The organism is Micromonospora trifolii (genome assembly GCF_050516465.1).
In the GTDB taxonomy this organism is placed as follows: domain Bacteria; phylum Actinomycetota; class Actinomycetes; order Mycobacteriales; family Micromonosporaceae; genus Micromonospora; species Micromonospora trifolii.
On sequence record NZ_CP191526.1, the window covers coordinates 6075554 to 6092619 of the forward strand.

The 17066-nt window shown below is 72.7% G+C and carries 15 protein-coding genes; 8 read left to right on the plus strand and 7 right to left on the minus strand.

The window, feature by feature from the left end; genetic code table 11:
- Window positions 1-20 precede the first annotated feature (20 nt).
- The 3 genes from ACQRWP_RS28290 to ACQRWP_RS28300 are packed head-to-tail and all read right to left on the minus strand — an operon-like array spanning window position 21 to window position 2737.
- A complete protein-coding gene (locus ACQRWP_RS28290) occupies window positions 21-449 on the minus strand; it encodes a SufE family protein (RefSeq protein ID WP_091396456.1) in 429 nt (142 codons plus the stop codon).
- A gap of 35 nt (window positions 450-484) precedes the next feature.
- The gene (locus tag ACQRWP_RS28295) at window positions 485-910 is read right to left on the minus strand and encodes a CBS domain-containing protein (RefSeq protein ID WP_430499076.1); all 426 of its coding nucleotides are present in this window, start codon (window positions 908-910) and stop codon (window positions 485-487) included.
- Window positions 911-967: 57 nt separating this feature from the next.
- Window positions 968-2737, minus strand: a complete 1770-nt coding sequence (locus ACQRWP_RS28300) for a proline--tRNA ligase (RefSeq protein WP_430499078.1) — start codon at window positions 2735-2737, stop codon at window positions 968-970.
- A 236-nt stretch (window positions 2738-2973) separates the two neighbouring features.
- Here ACQRWP_RS28300 and ACQRWP_RS28305 point away from each other — a divergent pair, with 236 nt between their 5' ends.
- From ACQRWP_RS28305 to ACQRWP_RS28315, 3 genes are read left to right on the plus strand one after another with little or no spacing between them, the layout of a single operon-like run.
- Complete coding sequence (locus ACQRWP_RS28305) at window positions 2974-3741, plus strand: SGNH/GDSL hydrolase family protein (RefSeq protein WP_430499079.1); 768 nt, start codon at window positions 2974-2976, stop codon at window positions 3739-3741.
- Between the two features lie 2 nt (window positions 3742-3743).
- Complete coding sequence (locus tag ACQRWP_RS28310) at window positions 3744-4190, plus strand: imidazolonepropionase-like domain-containing protein (protein ID WP_430499081.1); 447 nt, start codon at window positions 3744-3746, stop codon at window positions 4188-4190.
- Between the two features lie 19 nt (window positions 4191-4209).
- Complete coding sequence (locus tag ACQRWP_RS28315) at window positions 4210-5112, plus strand: sulfurtransferase (protein ID WP_410819653.1); 903 nt, start codon at window positions 4210-4212, stop codon at window positions 5110-5112.
- A gap of 50 nt (window positions 5113-5162) precedes the next feature.
- Here ACQRWP_RS28315 and ACQRWP_RS28320 read toward each other — a convergent pair whose 3' ends face one another.
- From ACQRWP_RS28320 to ACQRWP_RS28330, 3 genes are all read right to left on the minus strand, one after another.
- Complete coding sequence (locus ACQRWP_RS28320; RefSeq protein WP_430499083.1) at window positions 5163-6356, minus strand: hypothetical protein; 1194 nt, start codon at window positions 6354-6356, stop codon at window positions 5163-5165.
- A complete protein-coding gene (locus ACQRWP_RS28325) occupies window positions 6353-6901 on the minus strand; it encodes a SigE family RNA polymerase sigma factor (protein WP_357178782.1) in 549 nt (182 codons plus the stop codon). The genes ACQRWP_RS28320 and ACQRWP_RS28325 overlap by 4 nt, the downstream gene beginning before the upstream one ends.
- A gap of 70 nt (window positions 6902-6971) precedes the next feature.
- Entirely contained in the window at window positions 6972-7553 is a 582-nt protein-coding gene (locus ACQRWP_RS28330; RefSeq protein WP_430499085.1) for a TetR family transcriptional regulator, read from the minus strand.
- Between the two features lie 106 nt (window positions 7554-7659).
- Between ACQRWP_RS28330 and ACQRWP_RS28335 the strand changes: the two genes are divergently transcribed.
- Complete coding sequence (locus ACQRWP_RS28335) at window positions 7660-8817, plus strand: FAD-dependent oxidoreductase (RefSeq protein WP_430499086.1); 1158 nt, start codon at window positions 7660-7662, stop codon at window positions 8815-8817.
- Here ACQRWP_RS28335 and ACQRWP_RS28340 read toward each other — a convergent pair.
- On the minus strand, window positions 8814-10043 hold the full coding sequence (locus tag ACQRWP_RS28340) for an MFS transporter (protein WP_430499088.1): 1230 nt from the start codon (window positions 10041-10043) through the stop codon (window positions 8814-8816). The genes ACQRWP_RS28335 and ACQRWP_RS28340 overlap by 4 nt on opposite strands.
- A 121-nt stretch (window positions 10044-10164) precedes the next feature.
- On the opposite strand from ACQRWP_RS28340, the gene ACQRWP_RS28345 reads away from it, so the two are divergent.
- From ACQRWP_RS28345 to ACQRWP_RS28360, 4 genes are all read left to right on the plus strand, one after another.
- Window positions 10165-11952, plus strand: a complete 1788-nt coding sequence (locus ACQRWP_RS28345) for an HSP90 family protein (RefSeq protein ID WP_430499090.1) — start codon at window positions 10165-10167, stop codon at window positions 11950-11952.
- Between the two features lie 2 nt (window positions 11953-11954).
- Window positions 11955-14840: a hypothetical protein gene (locus ACQRWP_RS28350; protein ID WP_430499092.1), complete on the plus strand. Its 2886-nt coding sequence runs from the start codon at window positions 11955-11957 to the stop codon at window positions 14838-14840.
- A gap of 100 nt (window positions 14841-14940) precedes the next feature.
- Window positions 14941-15540: a TetR/AcrR family transcriptional regulator gene (locus tag ACQRWP_RS28355; protein ID WP_196928917.1), complete on the plus strand. Its 600-nt coding sequence runs from the start codon at window positions 14941-14943 to the stop codon at window positions 15538-15540.
- A gap of 71 nt (window positions 15541-15611) precedes the next feature.
- Entirely contained in the window at window positions 15612-16949 is a 1338-nt protein-coding gene (locus ACQRWP_RS28360) for an acetyl-CoA carboxylase biotin carboxylase subunit (RefSeq protein WP_430499094.1), read from the plus strand.
- Window positions 16950-17066: the final 117 nt, after the last annotated feature.

Consider the following 17066-nt stretch of genomic DNA (forward strand, 5'->3'; position numbering starts at 1 on the left):
GATCGGTGGCAACCTCGCGGTCAGCCGAGTTGTTCCCGGATCTGCCGCTTGAGACGGCCAAGGATCGCCGTGCCGCCGCGGATCCGCAGCGGGCTGATCGCCTGCGCCAGCCCCATTCGCTGGTAGAGGTCGTCCGGCACGGCCAGCACCTGCTCGGCGCTCGCCCCCGCCAGCCCTTCGGCGAGGATCCCGGCGAACGCCCTGGTGGTGGGCGCCTCCGGGGGGCAGTCGAAGAGCGTCTCCACGGTGCCTTCCGGGGTCACCCGGGCGCGCAGGAAGAACGCCGTCTGACACTCGGGCACCTGCTCCATGCCCTCGCGCTCCGCGGTGCCCTCCGGCAGCGCCGGGAGCACGTCCGAGTACTCCAGGAGCAGCTCCAGCACCAGGTCGCGCGGCGCGGCGGCGAACTCGTCGACGATCTCGGCCAGTCGGGCCGGCATGTCAGCCATGCGTCGAGGCTACCGCCGTCGTGCGGGGGGCCCGGTCACACGGTGGGCGACTGCTCGCTGATCTCGCTGAGCGCGCTGGTGGGGTCGAGCTGCATGGCCAGGTCGCCGAGCGAGACGATCCCCACCAGCTTGCGGTCACTGTCACAGACCAGCACCCGTCGGATGCCCCGTTCCCGCATGAGCGCCGCCGCCTCACCCGCCGTGCAGTGCTGCTCGATCATGACGACCTCGCGGGTGACGATCGAGCCGATGGTGGTGGCCGCGGGGGAGCTGTTCTCCGCCACGGCCCGCACCACGATGTCCCGGTCGGTGAGCATGCCGGCGAGGCTGGCGCCGTCGGTGACCACCACATCACCGATGTCGGCCTCCTTCATCACCCTGGCCGCCTCGTCCAGGGTGGTCTCGGCCGGCAGGTACACGACCTGCTTGGTCATCACGTCACTGACCCGGTAACCGGTCATGAGAGCCTCCGAAGACGTTTCCACCCGATCCGACAGCACTACCCCGTGACGCGGTAGCTACACCAGGCTTGCACGAACCTGGCGTACCTCGTGGACCAGTCGCTCCACCAGACCGTCCAGCGGCAGCTCGGTGCAACCGTCGCCGGCCCGCTCGCGCAGCTCGACGTACCCGTCGGCGAGTCGGCGGCCGACCACGACGGCCCGGGGGATGCCGATCAGCTCGGCGTCGGTGAACTTGACCCCGGCCGAGACGTGCGTGCGGTCGTCGACCAGCACCCGCAGGCCGGCGGCGGCGAGACGCCCGCCGAGTTCCAGCGCCGCGTCGAGCTGCGGGCCCTTGCCCGCAACCACCAGGTGTACGTCACACGGCGCGATCGCCGCCGGCCAGACCAGACCCCGGTCGTCGTGGTGCTGCTCGGCGACGGCCGCCACCGCCCGGGAAACCCCGATGCCGTAGCAGCCCATGGTCGGCCGGAGCGGCTTGCCGGCCGGCCCGAGCACGTCGACCGCGAAGGCGTCGGTGAAGCGGCGGCCGAGCTGGAAGATGTGCCCGATCTCGATGCCCCGGCGGATGGTCAGCTCGCCCGCCTCGCACGCCGGGCAGGGGTCGCCGGCGCGGACGTCGGCCGCCTCGATGGTGCCGTCGGGGGTGAAGTCCCGTCCGCACACCACGTCGGTGGCGTGTCGACCCGGCTCGTTCGCCCCGGTCAGCCACGCCGACCCGGCCACCACCCGAGGATCGACCAGGTAACGGATGCCCAGCTTGTCGAGCAGTTGCGGCCCGATGTAGCCGCGAACCAACTCCGGATGGTCGGCCCAATCCTCGAAGATGGTCACCTGTGCGGGGTGCAGTGCGGCGCCGACCCGCTTCAGGTCGACCTCCCGGTCACCGGGCAGCCCGACGACCAGGGGCTCGGCCCGGTCGGCGCCCGGCTGACGGACGGACAGCACGACGTTCTTCAGGGTGTCGGCGGCGGTCCAGCCGTCCCGACCGCCCAACCGGCGGGCGTTGGCCAACTCCACCAGGCTCGCGATCGTCGGGGTTTCCGGAGTGTCGTGCACCTCGACGGCCGGCTGCGTGCTCGGGTCACCGGCGCTCGGTGCCCGGGTGGCCACCGCCTCGGTATTGGCCGCGAAGTCGCAGGAGGTGCAGCCGACGAAGGTGTCCTCGCCGACCGGCGTCGCCGCCAGGAACTCCTCCGACGCGGAGCCGCCCATCGCGCCGGAAATCGCCTGCACCACCGCGTAGTCCAGCCCCAACCGGTCGAAGATCCGCTGGTATGCGGCACGATGCCGCCCGTACGCCTCCCGCAGCCCCGCCTCGTCCAGGTCGAAGGAGTACGCGTCCTTCATCAGGAACTCTCGGCCGCGCAGCAACCCGGCACGCGGCCGCGCCTCGTCGCGGAACTTCGTCTGCACCTGGAACAGCGTCACCGGGAAGTCCCGGTACGAGGTGAACAGATCCTTGACCAGCAGCGCCGCCATCTCTTCATGGGTGGGCGCCAACAGGTGCTCGGCGCCGCGCCGGTCGGCGAGGGTGAAGATGTCGTCGCCGTACTCCGCCCACCGCCCGCTGGTGCGGTACGGCTCGGCGGGCAGCAGCGCCGGGAAGTGCACCTCCTGGTCGCCGATCGCCAGCAGCTCGCCTCGCACCACCTCGGTGATCCGATCCAGCACCATCTTGCCCAGCGGCAGCCAGGTGTAGCCGCCCGGTGCGGCCCGACGGATGTAGCCGGCGCGCAGCAGCAGCCGGTGGCTCGGCACCTCCGCGTCGGCCGGATCCTCGCGCAGGGTCCGCAGCAACAGGGTCGACATGCGTAGCAGCATCCGCGCAGCCTACGGCCGGCGCGGCAGGATGAGCGATGCATTTCGCATCGCCCGACATCGCGGTATCCAGGTGGCCGGAGCACCCCGATATTGGGGATCCCGCTTCGAATCAGGCTGGCGGGGTTGGGTTGGAATTGCGCAATGACCTCCGACACGTCGTGGATTCGGGGCGACACCGGGCGTTCCTGCGGTGACAGACTGGTCGCCGCAGGCAACGAAGGCGTGAGGGGGCGCGGGTGCGCTGGGGCAGTTATGTCGCGGTCGGGGACAGCTTCACCGAGGGTATGGACGACGCGTACCCGGACGGCACCTACCGGGGCTGGGCGGACCTGGTGGCGACCCGGCTCGCCGCCGATGCGGGCCCCGACTTCCGGTACGCCAACCTGGCCATCCGGGGCCGGCTCTTCCCCGGCGTGGTCGCCGAGCAGGTGCCCTCCGCCGTGGCGATGAAGCCGGATCTGATCAGTTTCGCGGCCGGTGGCAACGACGTGCTGCGGCGCACCTTCGACCCGGACACCCTGGTCGCCCGCTTCGACGAGGTGGTCCGGCAACTGCGCTCCGGCGGCGCCGACGTGCTCCTCTTCCGGTTCGCGGACGTGATGGCCCGACTGCCTGGCCAACGCCTCGTCGCCCCCCGGGTGCAGCTGCTCAACCAGGCGGTCGGTGAAACCGCCGAGCGGCACGGCGCCATCATGGTCGACCTGTACGCCGACGACACGTTCCTCAACCCGATGCTCTGGAGCACCGACCGGCTGCACCTTTCCCCGGCCGGGCATCGCCGGGTGGCCGGGCAGGTGTTGAACGCCCTCGGGGTCGGTTGCGACGAGGAGTGGCTGATGGTTCCGCCGCACCCGGCGCCCTCGCCGTGGCTGGCCGCCCGCGCTTCCGACCTGCGGTGGGCCGGTCAGTACCTCGCCCCCTGGGTGAAGCGGCGGCTGACCGGTCGGTCGTCCGGCGACACGGTGACGGCGAAGCGCCCGCAACTCGGCCCGCTCGTCGACTGAGCGTGCTCACCCTGCACACGGCGGCCCTGCTGCGCCGCGACCCGGACGGCGAGCCGCTGCCCGAGCACGCCGTGCTGATCAGTGGCGACCGGATCGAGGCCGTCGGCCCGCTGGCCGAGCTGAGTTCGACGTACGCCAACGCCCGAGTTCGCCGCTGGCCCGGCACGCTGGGGCCGGGTCTCCTGCACGACCGTCCGCTGCCGCCTGCGCCAACCCCGCGTGAGCGGGTGCACGCGCTGCTCCGTACCGGGGTGACGGCGGTGCTGGCGGAACACCTGGCCGACCCCGCCCTGCGGGCCGCCGTCGAGCGCAGCGACCTGCTGGTGCTGGCCACCGTCGTGGCGCCGACGCTGCGGCCGGCCGGGCGGGCCGACCTCGCGGTGCACGGCGTCGACGGGGCCTGTCTGGTGACCGTGGTCGCTGGTCGGATCGCCCACCGCCGCGCCTGAACGGCGTACCTTGGGGATCATGTCTGTGCCGAACGATCCCGATCCCCGCCTCCAGTCGTACGCGGACCCGCAGCGGCTGGTCACCACCGAGTGGCTGGCCGAGCACCTGGGCGACGAGGGCCTCGTCGTCGTCGAGTCCGACGAGGACGTGCTGCTCTACGAATCCGGTCACATTCCCGGTGCGGTCAAGGTCGACTGGCACCTGGAGCTGAACGATCAGGTGACCCGGGACTACCTGGACGCCAAGAGCTTCGCCGAGATGTGTGCCGCGAAGGGTATCGGCCGGGGCGACACTGTCGTCTTCTACGGCGACAACTTCAACTGGTGGGCCGCGTACGCCCTCTGGGTCTTCTCGCTCTTCGGCCACGCCGATGTGCGACTGCTCGACGGCGGCCGGCAGAAGTGGATCGCCGAGGGACGCGAGGTGACCCGCGACAAGCCGGCTCGTCCGCGCGCCGACTATCCGGTGCCACTCCGCGACGACGCTCCGCTGCGGGCCTTCCGTGAGCAGGTCATGGCGCACATCGCCTCCGGACGGCCGCTGGTCGACGTCCGGTCGCCGGGTGAGTACACCGGCGAGATGCTGCACATGCCGGACTACCCGCAGGAGGGTGCACTGCGCGGCGGGCACATCCCGGGCGCGGTCAGCAAGCCGTGGAAGTCCGCCGCCAACGAGGACGGCACGTTCAAGTCCGCCGACGAGCTGAAGGCGATCTACGCCGACCAGCTCGGGTTGAGCCCCGACGACGACGTGATCGCGTACTGCCGGATCGGCGAGCGGTCCAGCCACACCTGGTTCGTGCTGCGGCACCTGTTGGGCTACCCGCAGGTGCGCAACTACGACGGCTCGTGGACCGAGTGGGGCAACCTGGTCCGGGCGCCCGTCGTGCAGGGTGACCAGCCCGGCGGCCTGGCCGTCTGAGCGGCACGACCGTCCCCGCGTGACGGTGAACGTCGCGCGGGGACGGTGTCTCAGCCAGCTAGTGCGAGCACGCCGCGCAGGTCGCGGACGATACCGGTGATCTCGCCGGTCTCCGGATGCCAGCGGGCCAGGGCAGCCGGTTCCAGTCGAAGCAGCACCGCGCCCTTGTTGTCCCAGCCCAGCACCCCGCAGCAGCCCTTGCTGCGGTCCCGGCCCAGGTCGAGCAGGTGGAGCACGGCGCCGGTCCGCGCGTCCAGCACGGCCGTCCCCTCGGCGCCGTCGATCTCGTTGTTGGTGATCCAGCCCGCCCGGGCCAGGCGCTCTCCGTGCAGCCAGCCCCGGCCGTAGAACTCGTTGACCTGGTAGGGCGAGGGCAACGCCGAGCCGTTGATCGGCTGTTCGGAGCGGAGTTCGCCCTTCCGGGCGGTCAGGCTGCGTAGCTTCAGGCCGGTCCCTGCGCCGTACATGTCGATCAACGGGGCCTCGCGGCCGGCGGCCGGGTCGGGTGCGATCAATTCCCAGGTCGACACGTCGATCGTGCTGGCCGCCCCGGTGACCCGGTCCACCGCGTACGTCCGGTCGTCGCCTCCGACCAGCACCCGGTCATGCGCCCACACCACCAGCTCCAGGTAGCCGTCGAGCGGTATCCGGCGGACAGCCGCCGTGGTGAGGTCGATCATGATCAGCTCTTTGGTCTGCGCGAACGCGGCCGACCGGCCGTCCGGCGAGAGCATCCCCGGCTTCAGCGCGGGCGCCTCGTTGCCGCTCGCGTCCCGGGTCGGTGCCAGCGTCACCACGTCGAGGCTGCGTACCACGCCGTCGTTGCCGAGCACCCGGACCGGGCCGTCCGCGTGATACTCCTCGTCCACCGGCTGGAACAGCGCCAGCGCCCGCTGGACCGGTCGCTCGGAGAGCGGCACGGTCGCCGGGTCGCCGAGCCGGGCCAACGGATCGGGGGGGAAGGTCAGCTCGGCGGGCGGTTTCTGCACCGGACCCGCGTGGGAGGCATCGACGGTCGGGGTCACCGTCGGGCCGACCGGAGGGGCCGGCGCCGGGTCGGCGGGCGGGCGCAGCGCCGCCACCGTGCCACCACCGACCAGCAACACGGCCAGGGCGACCACTCCGACGGCCCGCCGGGTCAGCCGGGTACGCCGAGCCCGCTCCCACCCTGCGGCGGCCGGCTGGCTCGGGAGCACGTCCTCGACGCTGACGGTCAGCAGTCGGCGCAATTCCTGCTCGTTCACGGGTTCACCTCCAGGCCGCTGGCCAGATCGGCCGAGCCTCGGCTCGGTCGGGCATCGCGGGCGAGGTCCGGGGCGACCTCGCGGAGTCGGCGCAGTGCCGCGTGGCACTGGCTCTTCACGGTGCCGACGGTCACCCCGAGTGCCTCGGCGGTGGCGACCTCGGTCAGGTCCTCGTAGTAGCGCAACACCAGCACGGCCCGCTGCCGCGGTGGCAGCAGGCCCAGCGCGTCGTGCATCGTCAGCCGCAACGCGCCGTCTCGGTCGTGGGCCACCTGATCCGGCGGCGCAGCGCTGAGCCATTCCCGCCGCCGGCGACGCCACCACGACACCGAGTCCCGGTAGAGGATGGCCCGCACGTACGCGGAGGGGTCGCCGTCGCGGACCGAGGACCAGCGCAGCGCCAGCTTCAGCAGGGCGTCCTGGAGGAGGTCTTCGGCCTGATGCCGGTTGCCGCAGATCAGGTAGGCCGCGCGGAGCAGCCGGTGCTGGTGGTTCTCCACGAAGGCGAGGTAGCCGTCGCGTCCGTCGTCCCTCGTCGGCGCCATCCGCCCCCCTCCCGGCCGTCGCGCTGTACGCGTCATCTGGCAGACGCACGGGAGGTGGGAAAAGGTTGGGTCAGCCCGGTGGCGTTCCGGTCAGATAGCGCTGAAGGGTCGGCGCGATCCAGGAGACCAGCTCGTCCGGCGGGGTGTCCACCATGGGGGGCAGTCGGACGATGTACCGGGTGAAGGCGAGGCCGAGGATCTGGCTGGCCACCAGGCCGGCCCGTCGGGCGGTCAGCGCCGGGTCGCCGCCGAACGTGGCCACGGCGGCGGTGAGTTGGTCGGCGAAGATGCCGCGCATGCGTTCGGCCGCGCCGGGGTTGGTGCTGGCGGCCCGCAGCAGCGCCACCAGGGTCTCGTCGCCCTCCCAACGGGCGAGGAAGTGCCGGACCAGCACCTCACCGAGCTGAGCGGGCGGCACCGAGGTCAGGTCGGGCAGGCGTAGGTCGAACTCGGCCGCTGCCGCGAAGAGCCCTTCTTTGCTGCCGTAGTAGCGCATGACCATCGACGGGTCGATCTGGGCGTCGGCGGCGATGGCCCGGATCGTGGCGCGCTCGTAGCCGTCCGCCGCGAACCGTTCCCGGGCCGCTCGCAGGATCGCCGCCCGGGTGGCGTCGGAGCGGCGGGGCTGGGTCGACTGGGCGGACGAGGTCATGCCAACGACCGTATGCCAACAAGTGTTGACATGCAATTGAGCGGGTCTTAGCGTTGCCAACAAGTGTTTGCCAACGTGTGTTGGCAACGGTCTTCTGGAGGTGGCCATGCTGCCCACGAGCACCGACGTCCTGGTGGTGGGCGCAGGCCCCACCGGGCTCGCCACAGCGTTGACGCTGGCCCGGCGCGGGGTCCAGGTGACAGTCCTGGACCGGCTGGCCGCGCCGCCGACGACCTCCCGCGCCGCCGTCGTGCACGCGTACACCCTGGAGGTGCTGGACCGGATCGACGCCGCGGCGCCGCTGATCGCCCAGGCGGTGCGGACGCCGCGCTTCACCGTGCGCGACCGGGACCGGGTGCTGCTGTCGGTGCCGTTCCACGAGCTGCCGTCCCGCTTTCCCTACGCGCTGCTGGTCTCCCAGGCGGTCACCGAGGCCGTGCTCACCGAGAAGTTGGCTGAACTCGGTGTCCAGATACGACGGCCGTGCCAGCTCACCGGGCTGAGCCACACCGGTGACGGCATGCTCGCGCAGGTCGACGGGGAGGCGCTGCGGGCCCGGTTCGTGGTCGGTGCGGATGGCCTGCACAGCACGGTCCGGCAGTTGGCCGGCATCGGCTTCACCGGCGGCAGCGACGAGGAGTCCTTCGTGCTCGCCGACGTGCGGGTGCGCAGCGTGCTGCCCCGCGACGAGGCGGCGCTCTTCCTCGCCCGTCCCGGGCCACTGGTCTGGGCGCCACTGCCCGGTGGGGTGGTCCGGTTGGTCGCCGCCGTGGCGACCGCCCCTGCCGAACCGGATGCGGCCTACCTTCAGGCGTTGCTCGACGAGCGCGGCCCGGCGCGACGACCCGACCGGGTGACCGAGGTGCTCTGGGGCTCCCGGTTCCGGGTGCACCACCGGATCGCCGACACCTTCCGGGCCGGGCCGGTGCTGCTGGCCGGCGACGCCGGTCACGTGCACAGCCCGGCCGGTGGGCAGGGCATGAACCTCGGCATCTGCGATGCGGTCGCGCTCGGCACCGCCGTGGCGGACGTGCTCGACGGTGGCCCGGAGACACTGCTCGACGACTACACCGCCCGGCAGCGGCCGATGGCCGAGGACGTGCTCAGCTTCGCCGCCGGGCTGACCAGGTTGGCCGGCGTCTCCCCGGCTCGTCGGCCCGCCCGCGACGTGCTGCTCCGGCTGCTCGGTGCCGTCCCACCGGCCCGTCGGCGCATCGCGCTGCGCCTGTCCGGGCTGTCGCACCGGGAGCGGACCCCGGGCTAGGCCGCGCGGCTCAACACGGCGGGTGCGGCCGGCCGCAGTGAACGCCACGCGGCGAGGGTGACCAGCGCGAACGTCCCCGCCGCCGCGCCCGCCACCGGTGCCGTGCCGTATGCCGCGGCGGCCAGCCCGGCGAGCGCCGCCCCGAGCGGTGCGGTGAGCAGACCGACCATCCGCTGGGCCGCACCGACCCGGCCCAGCAGTTCGCTCGGCACGTGCCGCTGCCCGTACGACGCCCACAGGCTGTTCCACACCACAGTGCCGGCGGCGAAGACGGCCAGCGCGATCCCGCCCGACACCGGATGCCGAGCCAGCGCGAAGCCGGTCAACGCCACGGTCTCCACGGCCAGCACCGCGCGCAGTGCCGGCACCGTGCCGAGCCAGGCGGCGAGCCGCCCCGCCCCGAGCGCCCCCGCCACGCCCCCGACGATGGCGGCGGCGGCGAACAGCCCGTACCCGGCCGGCGGCACCCGTAGCACGTCCAGCGCGTAGAGCACGAGCACCGCCATGATCCCGCTGATCGCCAGGTTGCTCGCGGCGGTGAGCACTGTGACCCGCCACAGGGTCCGGTGCGCCCGCAGCCAACGCAACCCCTCGACGATCTCGCTCCACACCGAACCGCGCCGGGCTCCGGGCCGCGTTTCCACGTTCGCTACGGGAGCCGGGGCGAGGGCCAGCACGAGCAGGGCGGCCGCCGCGAAGGTGACGGCGTCGAGGGCGAACGGGAGGGCTGGGGCCACGGCGAACAGGACACCGGCGGCGGGCGCCCCGAGGAAGCCACCGGCCACAGCGGCCCCCGCCTGGAGCCGGCCGTTCGCCCGGGGCAGCGCGTCCGGCGGCACCAGCGCGGGGAGCAACGCGAACGAGGCGGAGTCGAAAAGAGTGCCCAACGTGGCGAGCAGAAACGCCGCCACCAGCAGCACCAGAACGCTTGCCCGGTTGAGCGCGACCACCACGGCCAGCGCCGCCACCACGACCGCGCGTACCCCGTCGACCACTGCCATCGTCCGACGACGGTCCCAGCGGTCCGCGTACACGCCGCCGAGCAGGCCGAAGAGCAGCGGCGGCAACTGCCCGGCCACGGTGACCGCCGCGATGATCCGGGGATCGCGGGTCACCGTCGCGGCCAGCAGGGCCAGTGCCGGGGTACGCAGCGCGTCCCCGAACCGGGACGAGACGGCCGCGGACCACAGGAGCCGGAAGTCCCGGCCCAGAGCGGAGGAAGTCATGCCGGCGACCGTGCCGGTTCGACCGGGTCGAGGGTCAAGCCGCCGGGCTGAAAGGGGACCGCGCCTGTCGGTGATCATCGGTACGGTGAGCGCCGGCATCGGGACCGGGGAGACATCAGGCGTGGACCACACTTTCCAGGTCGACCTACGTGGCGTGGTTGACCTGCTCAGTCATCACCTCTACGGCAGCCCGCGGGTCTACGTCCGCGAGCTACTCCAGAACGCGGTGGACGCGATCACCGCCCGACGCAGGGTCGAGCCGGACGCGCCGGCGCTGGTACGCATCGAACCCCCGGACAGCACCGGCGACGGCACCCTGCGGGTGCACGACACCGGCATCGGCCTGACCGAGGCGCAGGTGCACGAGCTGCTGGCCACCATCGGCCGCAGCTCGAAGCGCGACGAGCTGGGCTTCTCCCGGCACGAGTTCCTCGGCCAGTTCGGCATCGGCCTGCTCTCCTGCTTCCTGGTGGCCGACGAGATCCAGGTGCTCACCCGGCACGGCGACAACCCCACGGTCCGCTGGACCGGTTACGCCGACGGCCGCTACGCGGTGACGGTGGCCCCGCCGGAGGCCGCCCGCGCCGAGCCGGGCACCACTGTCACGCTGGTGCCCCGCCGCGATGCGGACCAGTGGTTCACCATCCCGACCGTCACCGACCTGGCCCGGCTCTTCGGCGCGCTGCTGCCGGTCACCGTCCGCGTCGGCGACGTCGTCACCACCACCGGGGAGCCGCCCTGGCCGACCACGCCGGGTGCGCCACTGGACCGCGCGGCGCTCATCCGGTACGCCCGGGAGACGCTCGGCGTGGACCCGTTCGACGTCCTGCCGCTGGCCGTGCCGGAGGCCGGGCTGACCGGTGTCGCCGTCATCCTGCCGACCCCGGTGAACCCGGCGGCCCGGGCCGGGCACCGCGTCTACCTCAAGCGGATGCTGCTCACCGAGAACGCCGACGGGCTGCTGCCGGAGTGGGCGTTCTTCGCGCACTGCGTGGTGGACGCGACCGAGCTACGCCCGACCGCCAGCCGGGAGGCCCTCTACGAGGACACCCTGCTGACCGCGACCCGGGAGGCGCTCGGCGACCAGGTGCGCGGCTGGCTGGTCCGGCTCGCCCGGCACGACCCGCACCGGCTGGCCGAGTTCCTCCAGGTGCACCACCTCGGCGTGAAGGCCCTGGCGCTGCACGACGACGAGATGCTCCGGCTGGTCGACAGGTGGTGGCCCATGGACACCAACGTCGGCACGCTCACCCTCGCCGAGTTCCGGGAGCGCTACGGCGTGGTCCGCTACGCGGCGAGCCTCGACGAGTTCCGTCAGCTCGCCGCGGTGGCCGCCGCGCAGGACCTGGCGGTGGTCAACGCCGGCTACACGTACGACACCGAGCTGATCGAGCGGTTGCCGGTGGTGGACCGCTCGGTGCTGATCGAGCGGCTGGAGCCGAGCGACCTCACCACCCGCTTCGACGCGCTCGACCCGCAGGTGGAGTTGGCGCTGCGACCGTTCCTCGCGGCGGCGCAGCGGGCCGTCGAGCGTTCCGGCTGCGAGGTGGTCATCCGGGCGTACGACCCGGTCTCGCTGCCCGCGCTCTATCTGGTCAGCCGATCGGCCGCGTTCAACGACCAGCTCGCCGCCAGCCGGGACCGGGCCGACGAGCTGTGGGGTGGAGTGCTCGACGCGCTCGCCGCCACCGCCCCGCCGGACCGCCCGCAGTTGGTGCTCAACCACCGCAACCCGCTGGTACGACGGGTGGCCAACCTGAGCGACCCGGAGCTGGTCGGTCTCGCCATCGAGGCGCTGTACGGGCAGGCGCTGCTGCTCGGCCACCATCCGATCCGCGCGGCCGACGCCGCGCTGCTGAACGATTCCTTCCTCGGCCTGCTCGGCCGGGCTGTTCCGGGACGGGAGTGAGCATGAGCGACGAGGATCTGTGGCGGGTGCTGCACGGCATCGCCGACATGCCGTACGGGGCGGGGCAGATCGCCGCGCTGGAGCAGTTGCTGCGCCGGGTGGACGCCGCCGACGACCGGCACCTTGCGTTCGTCACCCGGATGCAGGCCACCACCGGCTACATCTACGGCGGTGAGCCGGCGAAGTCCTTCGTGACCTTCTCCTGGTGTCTGTCCGAGTTCGACCGGGACCCGCAGCCCTACCATCAGCGCCACCTCCACCAGCTGCTGTGGCACTTCAAGTACATGGCGTCCGGCCTGCTGAAGTTCCCCGAGGTGCCACTGGACCGCACGTACGCGGTGCTGGACGACATGGAGCGGCGCTACCGGGCCGGTGGGCACAGCCTGCAGGCCGTGCACAAGCACCGGTTCCGGGTTGCCGAGCACGTGGGCGACGTCGAGGCCGCCGCGCACTGGTACCGGCTCTGGCAGACCACCCCGCGCGACGAACTGTCCGACTGCGCCGGCTGTGACCCGACGAGCCAGGTGGGCTACCTCGCCGACACCGGCCGGGACGCCGAGGCGGTGGCGCTGGCCGAGCCGGTGCTCGCCGGTCGGCTCACCTGCACCGAGCAGCCGCAGGCGATCCTCACCGCGCTGCTCCTGCCGTACCTGCGCACCGGGCGGGGTGACCAGGCACGGGACGCGCACCGGGAGGCGTACCGCCGGCTGCGCGGCAACCTCGCGGACCTCTGGGACATCGCGGACCACATCGAGTTCTGCACGCTGACCGGCAACGAGGCGCGGGCGGTCGAGCTGGTCGAGCGGCACCTGGACTGGCTGGACCGGCCGCCGTCGCCGGCCGCGGCCATGCACTTCGCCGCGGCGGCCGCCGCCGCGCTGCGGCAGGCCGGTCCGTCGACCGTGTACCGCCGCGCCGCCGAGGGCCGACCGGCCGCCGAGGTGTCGGCGGCGACGTTGGCCGACGAGCTGGCCGAGACCGCGACCGGGCTCGCCGCCCGCTTCGACGCCCGTAACGGCACCACCCAGCAGTCGGAGTGGATCGCTCGCCGGCTGGCCGTGCAGGCGAGCGGGGAGCACGTGCCGCTGTCGGCGAGCGTCCGCCGCCGCCCGGCCCGTCCGGTCGGGGACGAGCCGGTCGTCGAGCAGGGCGCACCAGCGTCGTCGGCCGTCCGGGCCGAGCGAGTGCGAACCGGCAGGGCTGAACCACAGGCCGTGGCCCTGCCCGCCGACGTCGGCCCGGACGATCTGCTGGACCTCGCGGAGCAGAGCTGGGGGCGGCACGACCGGGCCACCTTCCGGGCGGCGCTGGTCGCCTTCGACGACCGGTTCGGCTCCGCCGAGCTGCCCGCACGCACGTCCGCGCACCGGCTGGCGCTGCGCGCGTCGGAGCGGGGGGACGAGGACGACATCGATGGTGCGATCAAGCTGAATCGGGCGGCGTTGGAGCTGTACCGGGAGGCTGGCGAGGAGGTGGCCGCCGAGACGGTCGCCGGGCGGCTCGGCGTTCTGTTGACCCGGTCCGACGAGGACACCGATGAGGGTCTGCTGCTGGCCCGAGAGGCGGCCGAGGTCCTGGACCGGCTCGGCGACGCCGGGCAGCGGGCGGCCGGACACGACCGGGTGGCATTGGCGCTGCTGCACCGCGAGCGTTGGGCGGACGCGCTCGCCGCGCTCGACCGGGTACCGGCCGACGCGGGCGGCGACCAGCACCTGGCGGCCCGGATCGCACTGCACCGAGGGCACCTGCTGGAGCAGTTGGACCGCGTCGACGAGGCCCGCGCCGCCGTCGACGAGGCTCGCCGGATCGGCCGTGAGCTGGGCGTCGGCGAGGTGGTCACGGGTGCCTGCCTGGCGTACGCGCGGCTCGTCGACGATCCGGCGGACGCCGTGGCCGCCTGCGACGAGGCGTTGGCGGCGGCACCGGCGGACGCGGAGCTGCCGGTCCGGGTCACCCGCGCCCGGGCGCTGCTGGCGGCCGGCCGCGCCCCGGACGCGGTGGACGACTTCGTCGAGGCGGTGACGCTGTGCGTGGAGCGGGGCGCCGAGGGGGACGCGTTCCTGCGGTGGGAACTGGCGAACGCGTACCGGATGGTGGGCCGGCTCGCCGAGGCCGCCGAGGTCGCCGAGGAGGCCGTGCTCGGTCTGGATCGGCTGGGCGCCCAGGCCGAGGCCGATCGCTGTCGACACCTGCTGGCCGGCGTCTACGCCGGCCTTGGTGAGATCGACCCGGCGTTGGCCCTGCTGGAGCAGTTGGCCAGCAATCTGGACGGACCGGACAACCTTCCGCACCGGGCGCAGGTGTTGGAGGAGGCCGGTGGGATCCTCTACGACGCCGACCGGGACGCGGCGGCGGGCGAGCGGTTCGCCGCCGCGGCCGAGGCGTACCGGCTCGGTGACCTACCGCTGGACGAGCTGCGCGCCCGCCGGCGGGAGACGTACGCCTGGTTCTGGGCCGACGACCGGGACGCGGCGTTGCGCGCCGTCGAGGTGGTGGACGTGCTGGCGGCGAAGCTGGCCGGGCAGGCCGAACCGCCGGTGCTGTACGAGCTGGCGATGGCGGCCGAGGCCGGAGCACGCGTGCTCACCGGGGAGGACCGACTGGACGAGGCGCTGGCCCGGCTCACCGGGGTGCCGGACCGGTTGCGCTCGATCGAGGCGTTCGGCGAGGCCGCCCAGGTGGAGGTCCTGGTCGGTGAGCTGCTGCTGCGCATGGACCGGCCGGCCGAGGCGGAGCCGCTGCTGCGCCGCGTACTCGGCGGGTTGCCGGCCGCCTCGCGGCAGGTCCGCCAGACGGCCTGGCTGCTGGCTCGGGTGTTGGATCTGCTCGATCGACCCGCGGAAGCCGCCGCGCTGCGCGCGGAGCACGATCTGGACGAGGACGACTGACCTAGCTGGCCGCCCCTGGCCAGGTCAGGGGCGGCCCGGCCCGGTGCGGACGGAACTGACCGGCAACCATCGCGGGCTCCTCGCGGTCTAGGCTTGCCCGGTGACGGTGGAGCAGCAGGCACGGGGCGCGGCGGGTGCGGGCCGGCGCAGGTCCCGCAAGGACGAGATCCTGGAGATCGCGGTAGGTCTGTTCGCAGCGCGTGGCTACCACGGCGTGTCGATGGACGACATCGGCGCGGCCGCCGGGGTCACCGGTCCGGCGCTCTACCACCACTTCGCCGGCAAGGAGGCCATGCTGGCCGCCGCGCTGATTCCGGTCAGTGAGGGGTTGCTGGCCGGTGGGCGGGAACGCGCCGCCGGGCGCTCGGACGACCCGCGCGGCGTGCTGGAGTCGCTGATCGACTACCACGTCGAGTTCGCGCTGGCCAATCCGGCGGTGATCGCGTTGCACCTGCACGAGCTGGACCGCCTGCCCGAGGAGCCACGGCGCCGGATTCGTCGCCTGCAACGGCTCTACGTCGAGGAGTGGGTCACCGTGCTCACCGCGCTGCACCCGGGCATGCCCGACGGCGAGGCGAGGGTGCTCGCGCACGCCGCGTTCGGCCTGATGAACTCGACGCCGTTCCTCGGTGGTGAGGTGGACCGGCGACGCCGCGCCGAGCTGCTGCGCGGCGCGACCCTGGCCGCGCTGCTCGCCTGAGCCGACTCGTCAGAACCGTACCGGTCATGATTCCCTGACATCGTCCCACCATCCGGACGCCGGGAGGAAACATGATCGAGTCACTGCTGGTCGCCAATCGGGGCGAGATCGCCCGCCGGATCATCCGGACCGCCAAGCGGCTCGGCATCCGCGTGATCGCTGTGCACTCGGAGGCCGACGCGGACCTGCCGTTCGTCGCGGAGGCGGACGAGGCGGTCCTCATCGGCCCACCGAACCCGGCGCTGAGCTACCGCAACACCGAGGCGATCCTCGCCGCCGCGAAGTCGACGGGTGCCCAGGCCATCCACCCCGGGTACGGCTTCCTGTCGGAGAACGCCGAGTTCGCCCGTACCGTCGAGGCGAGCGGCCTGATCTGGGTCGGACCCGACGCGGACGCGATCACCGCGATGGGCGACAAGATCAACGCCCGGAACCTGATGTCGGCGGCAGGTGTTCCGGTCGCGCCTGGCACCACCGACCCGGCCGGCGACCTGGACGCGGCGGTGACGGCCGCCGCCGAGATCGGCTACCCGGTGATGGTCAAGGCGGCCGCCGGCGGTGGCGGCATGGGCATGGGCGTGGCCGCCGACGAGGCCGCGCTGCGCACCGAGTACGACAAGGTGCGCGCCTTCGCCGAGCGGATGTTCGGCGACGGCTCGGTGTTGATCGAGCGGTACTTCCCCCGGGTGCGGCACGTCGAGGTGCAGATCCTCGGCCTGGCCGATGGCCGGGTGGTGGCGCTTGGCGAGCGCGAGTGCTCGGTGCAGCGGCGCAACCAGAAGCTGGTCGAGGAGTCCCCGTCGCCGGCGGTCTCGCCGGAGCTGCGAGCCCGTCTCCTGGCGGCGGCGGTGCGGGCCGGAGAAGCGGTCGGCTACCGCAACGCGGGCACAGTGGAGTGCCTGTTCGACCCAACCACCGGCGAGTTCTTCTTCTTGGAGATGAACACGCGGTTGCAGGTGGAGCACCCGGTGACCGAGTACGTCTACGGCATCGATCTGGTCGAGGAGCAGCTGCGGGTGGCCTCCGGGTTGGCGCCGACGTTCGACCCGGACGCGTTGACCCCGAGTGGGCACGCCATCGAGATGCGGATCAACGCGGAGGACCCGAAGCGCTTCCTGCCCGGCCCCGGTGTGATCAGGACGTGGGTGGAGCCGACGGGCGAGGGCGTCCGGGTGGACTCCGGCTACACCGAGGGCAACACGGTCACCCCGTTCTACGACAGCCTGCTGGCCAAGCTGATCGTGAGCGGCGCGACGCGTGACGAGGCGCTCGATCGCGCAAAGGCAGCCGTCGCGGCGTTCCAGATCGCAGGCCCGAAGAACAACGTCCCTTTCTTCGCCGAGCTGCTCACCAACGAGGAGTTCCTTACCGGCGCCTACGACACCGGCATCGTCTCCCGCATGCGCTAATCCCCACCCCCACTCCACCTCGGTGATCAAGAGGTTTGCGTCAGGGATTCGCGCTGCGGATGACGCAAACCTCTTGATCAACAGCGGGGTGGCATGCTGGGAGGACCCCCTAAGCAC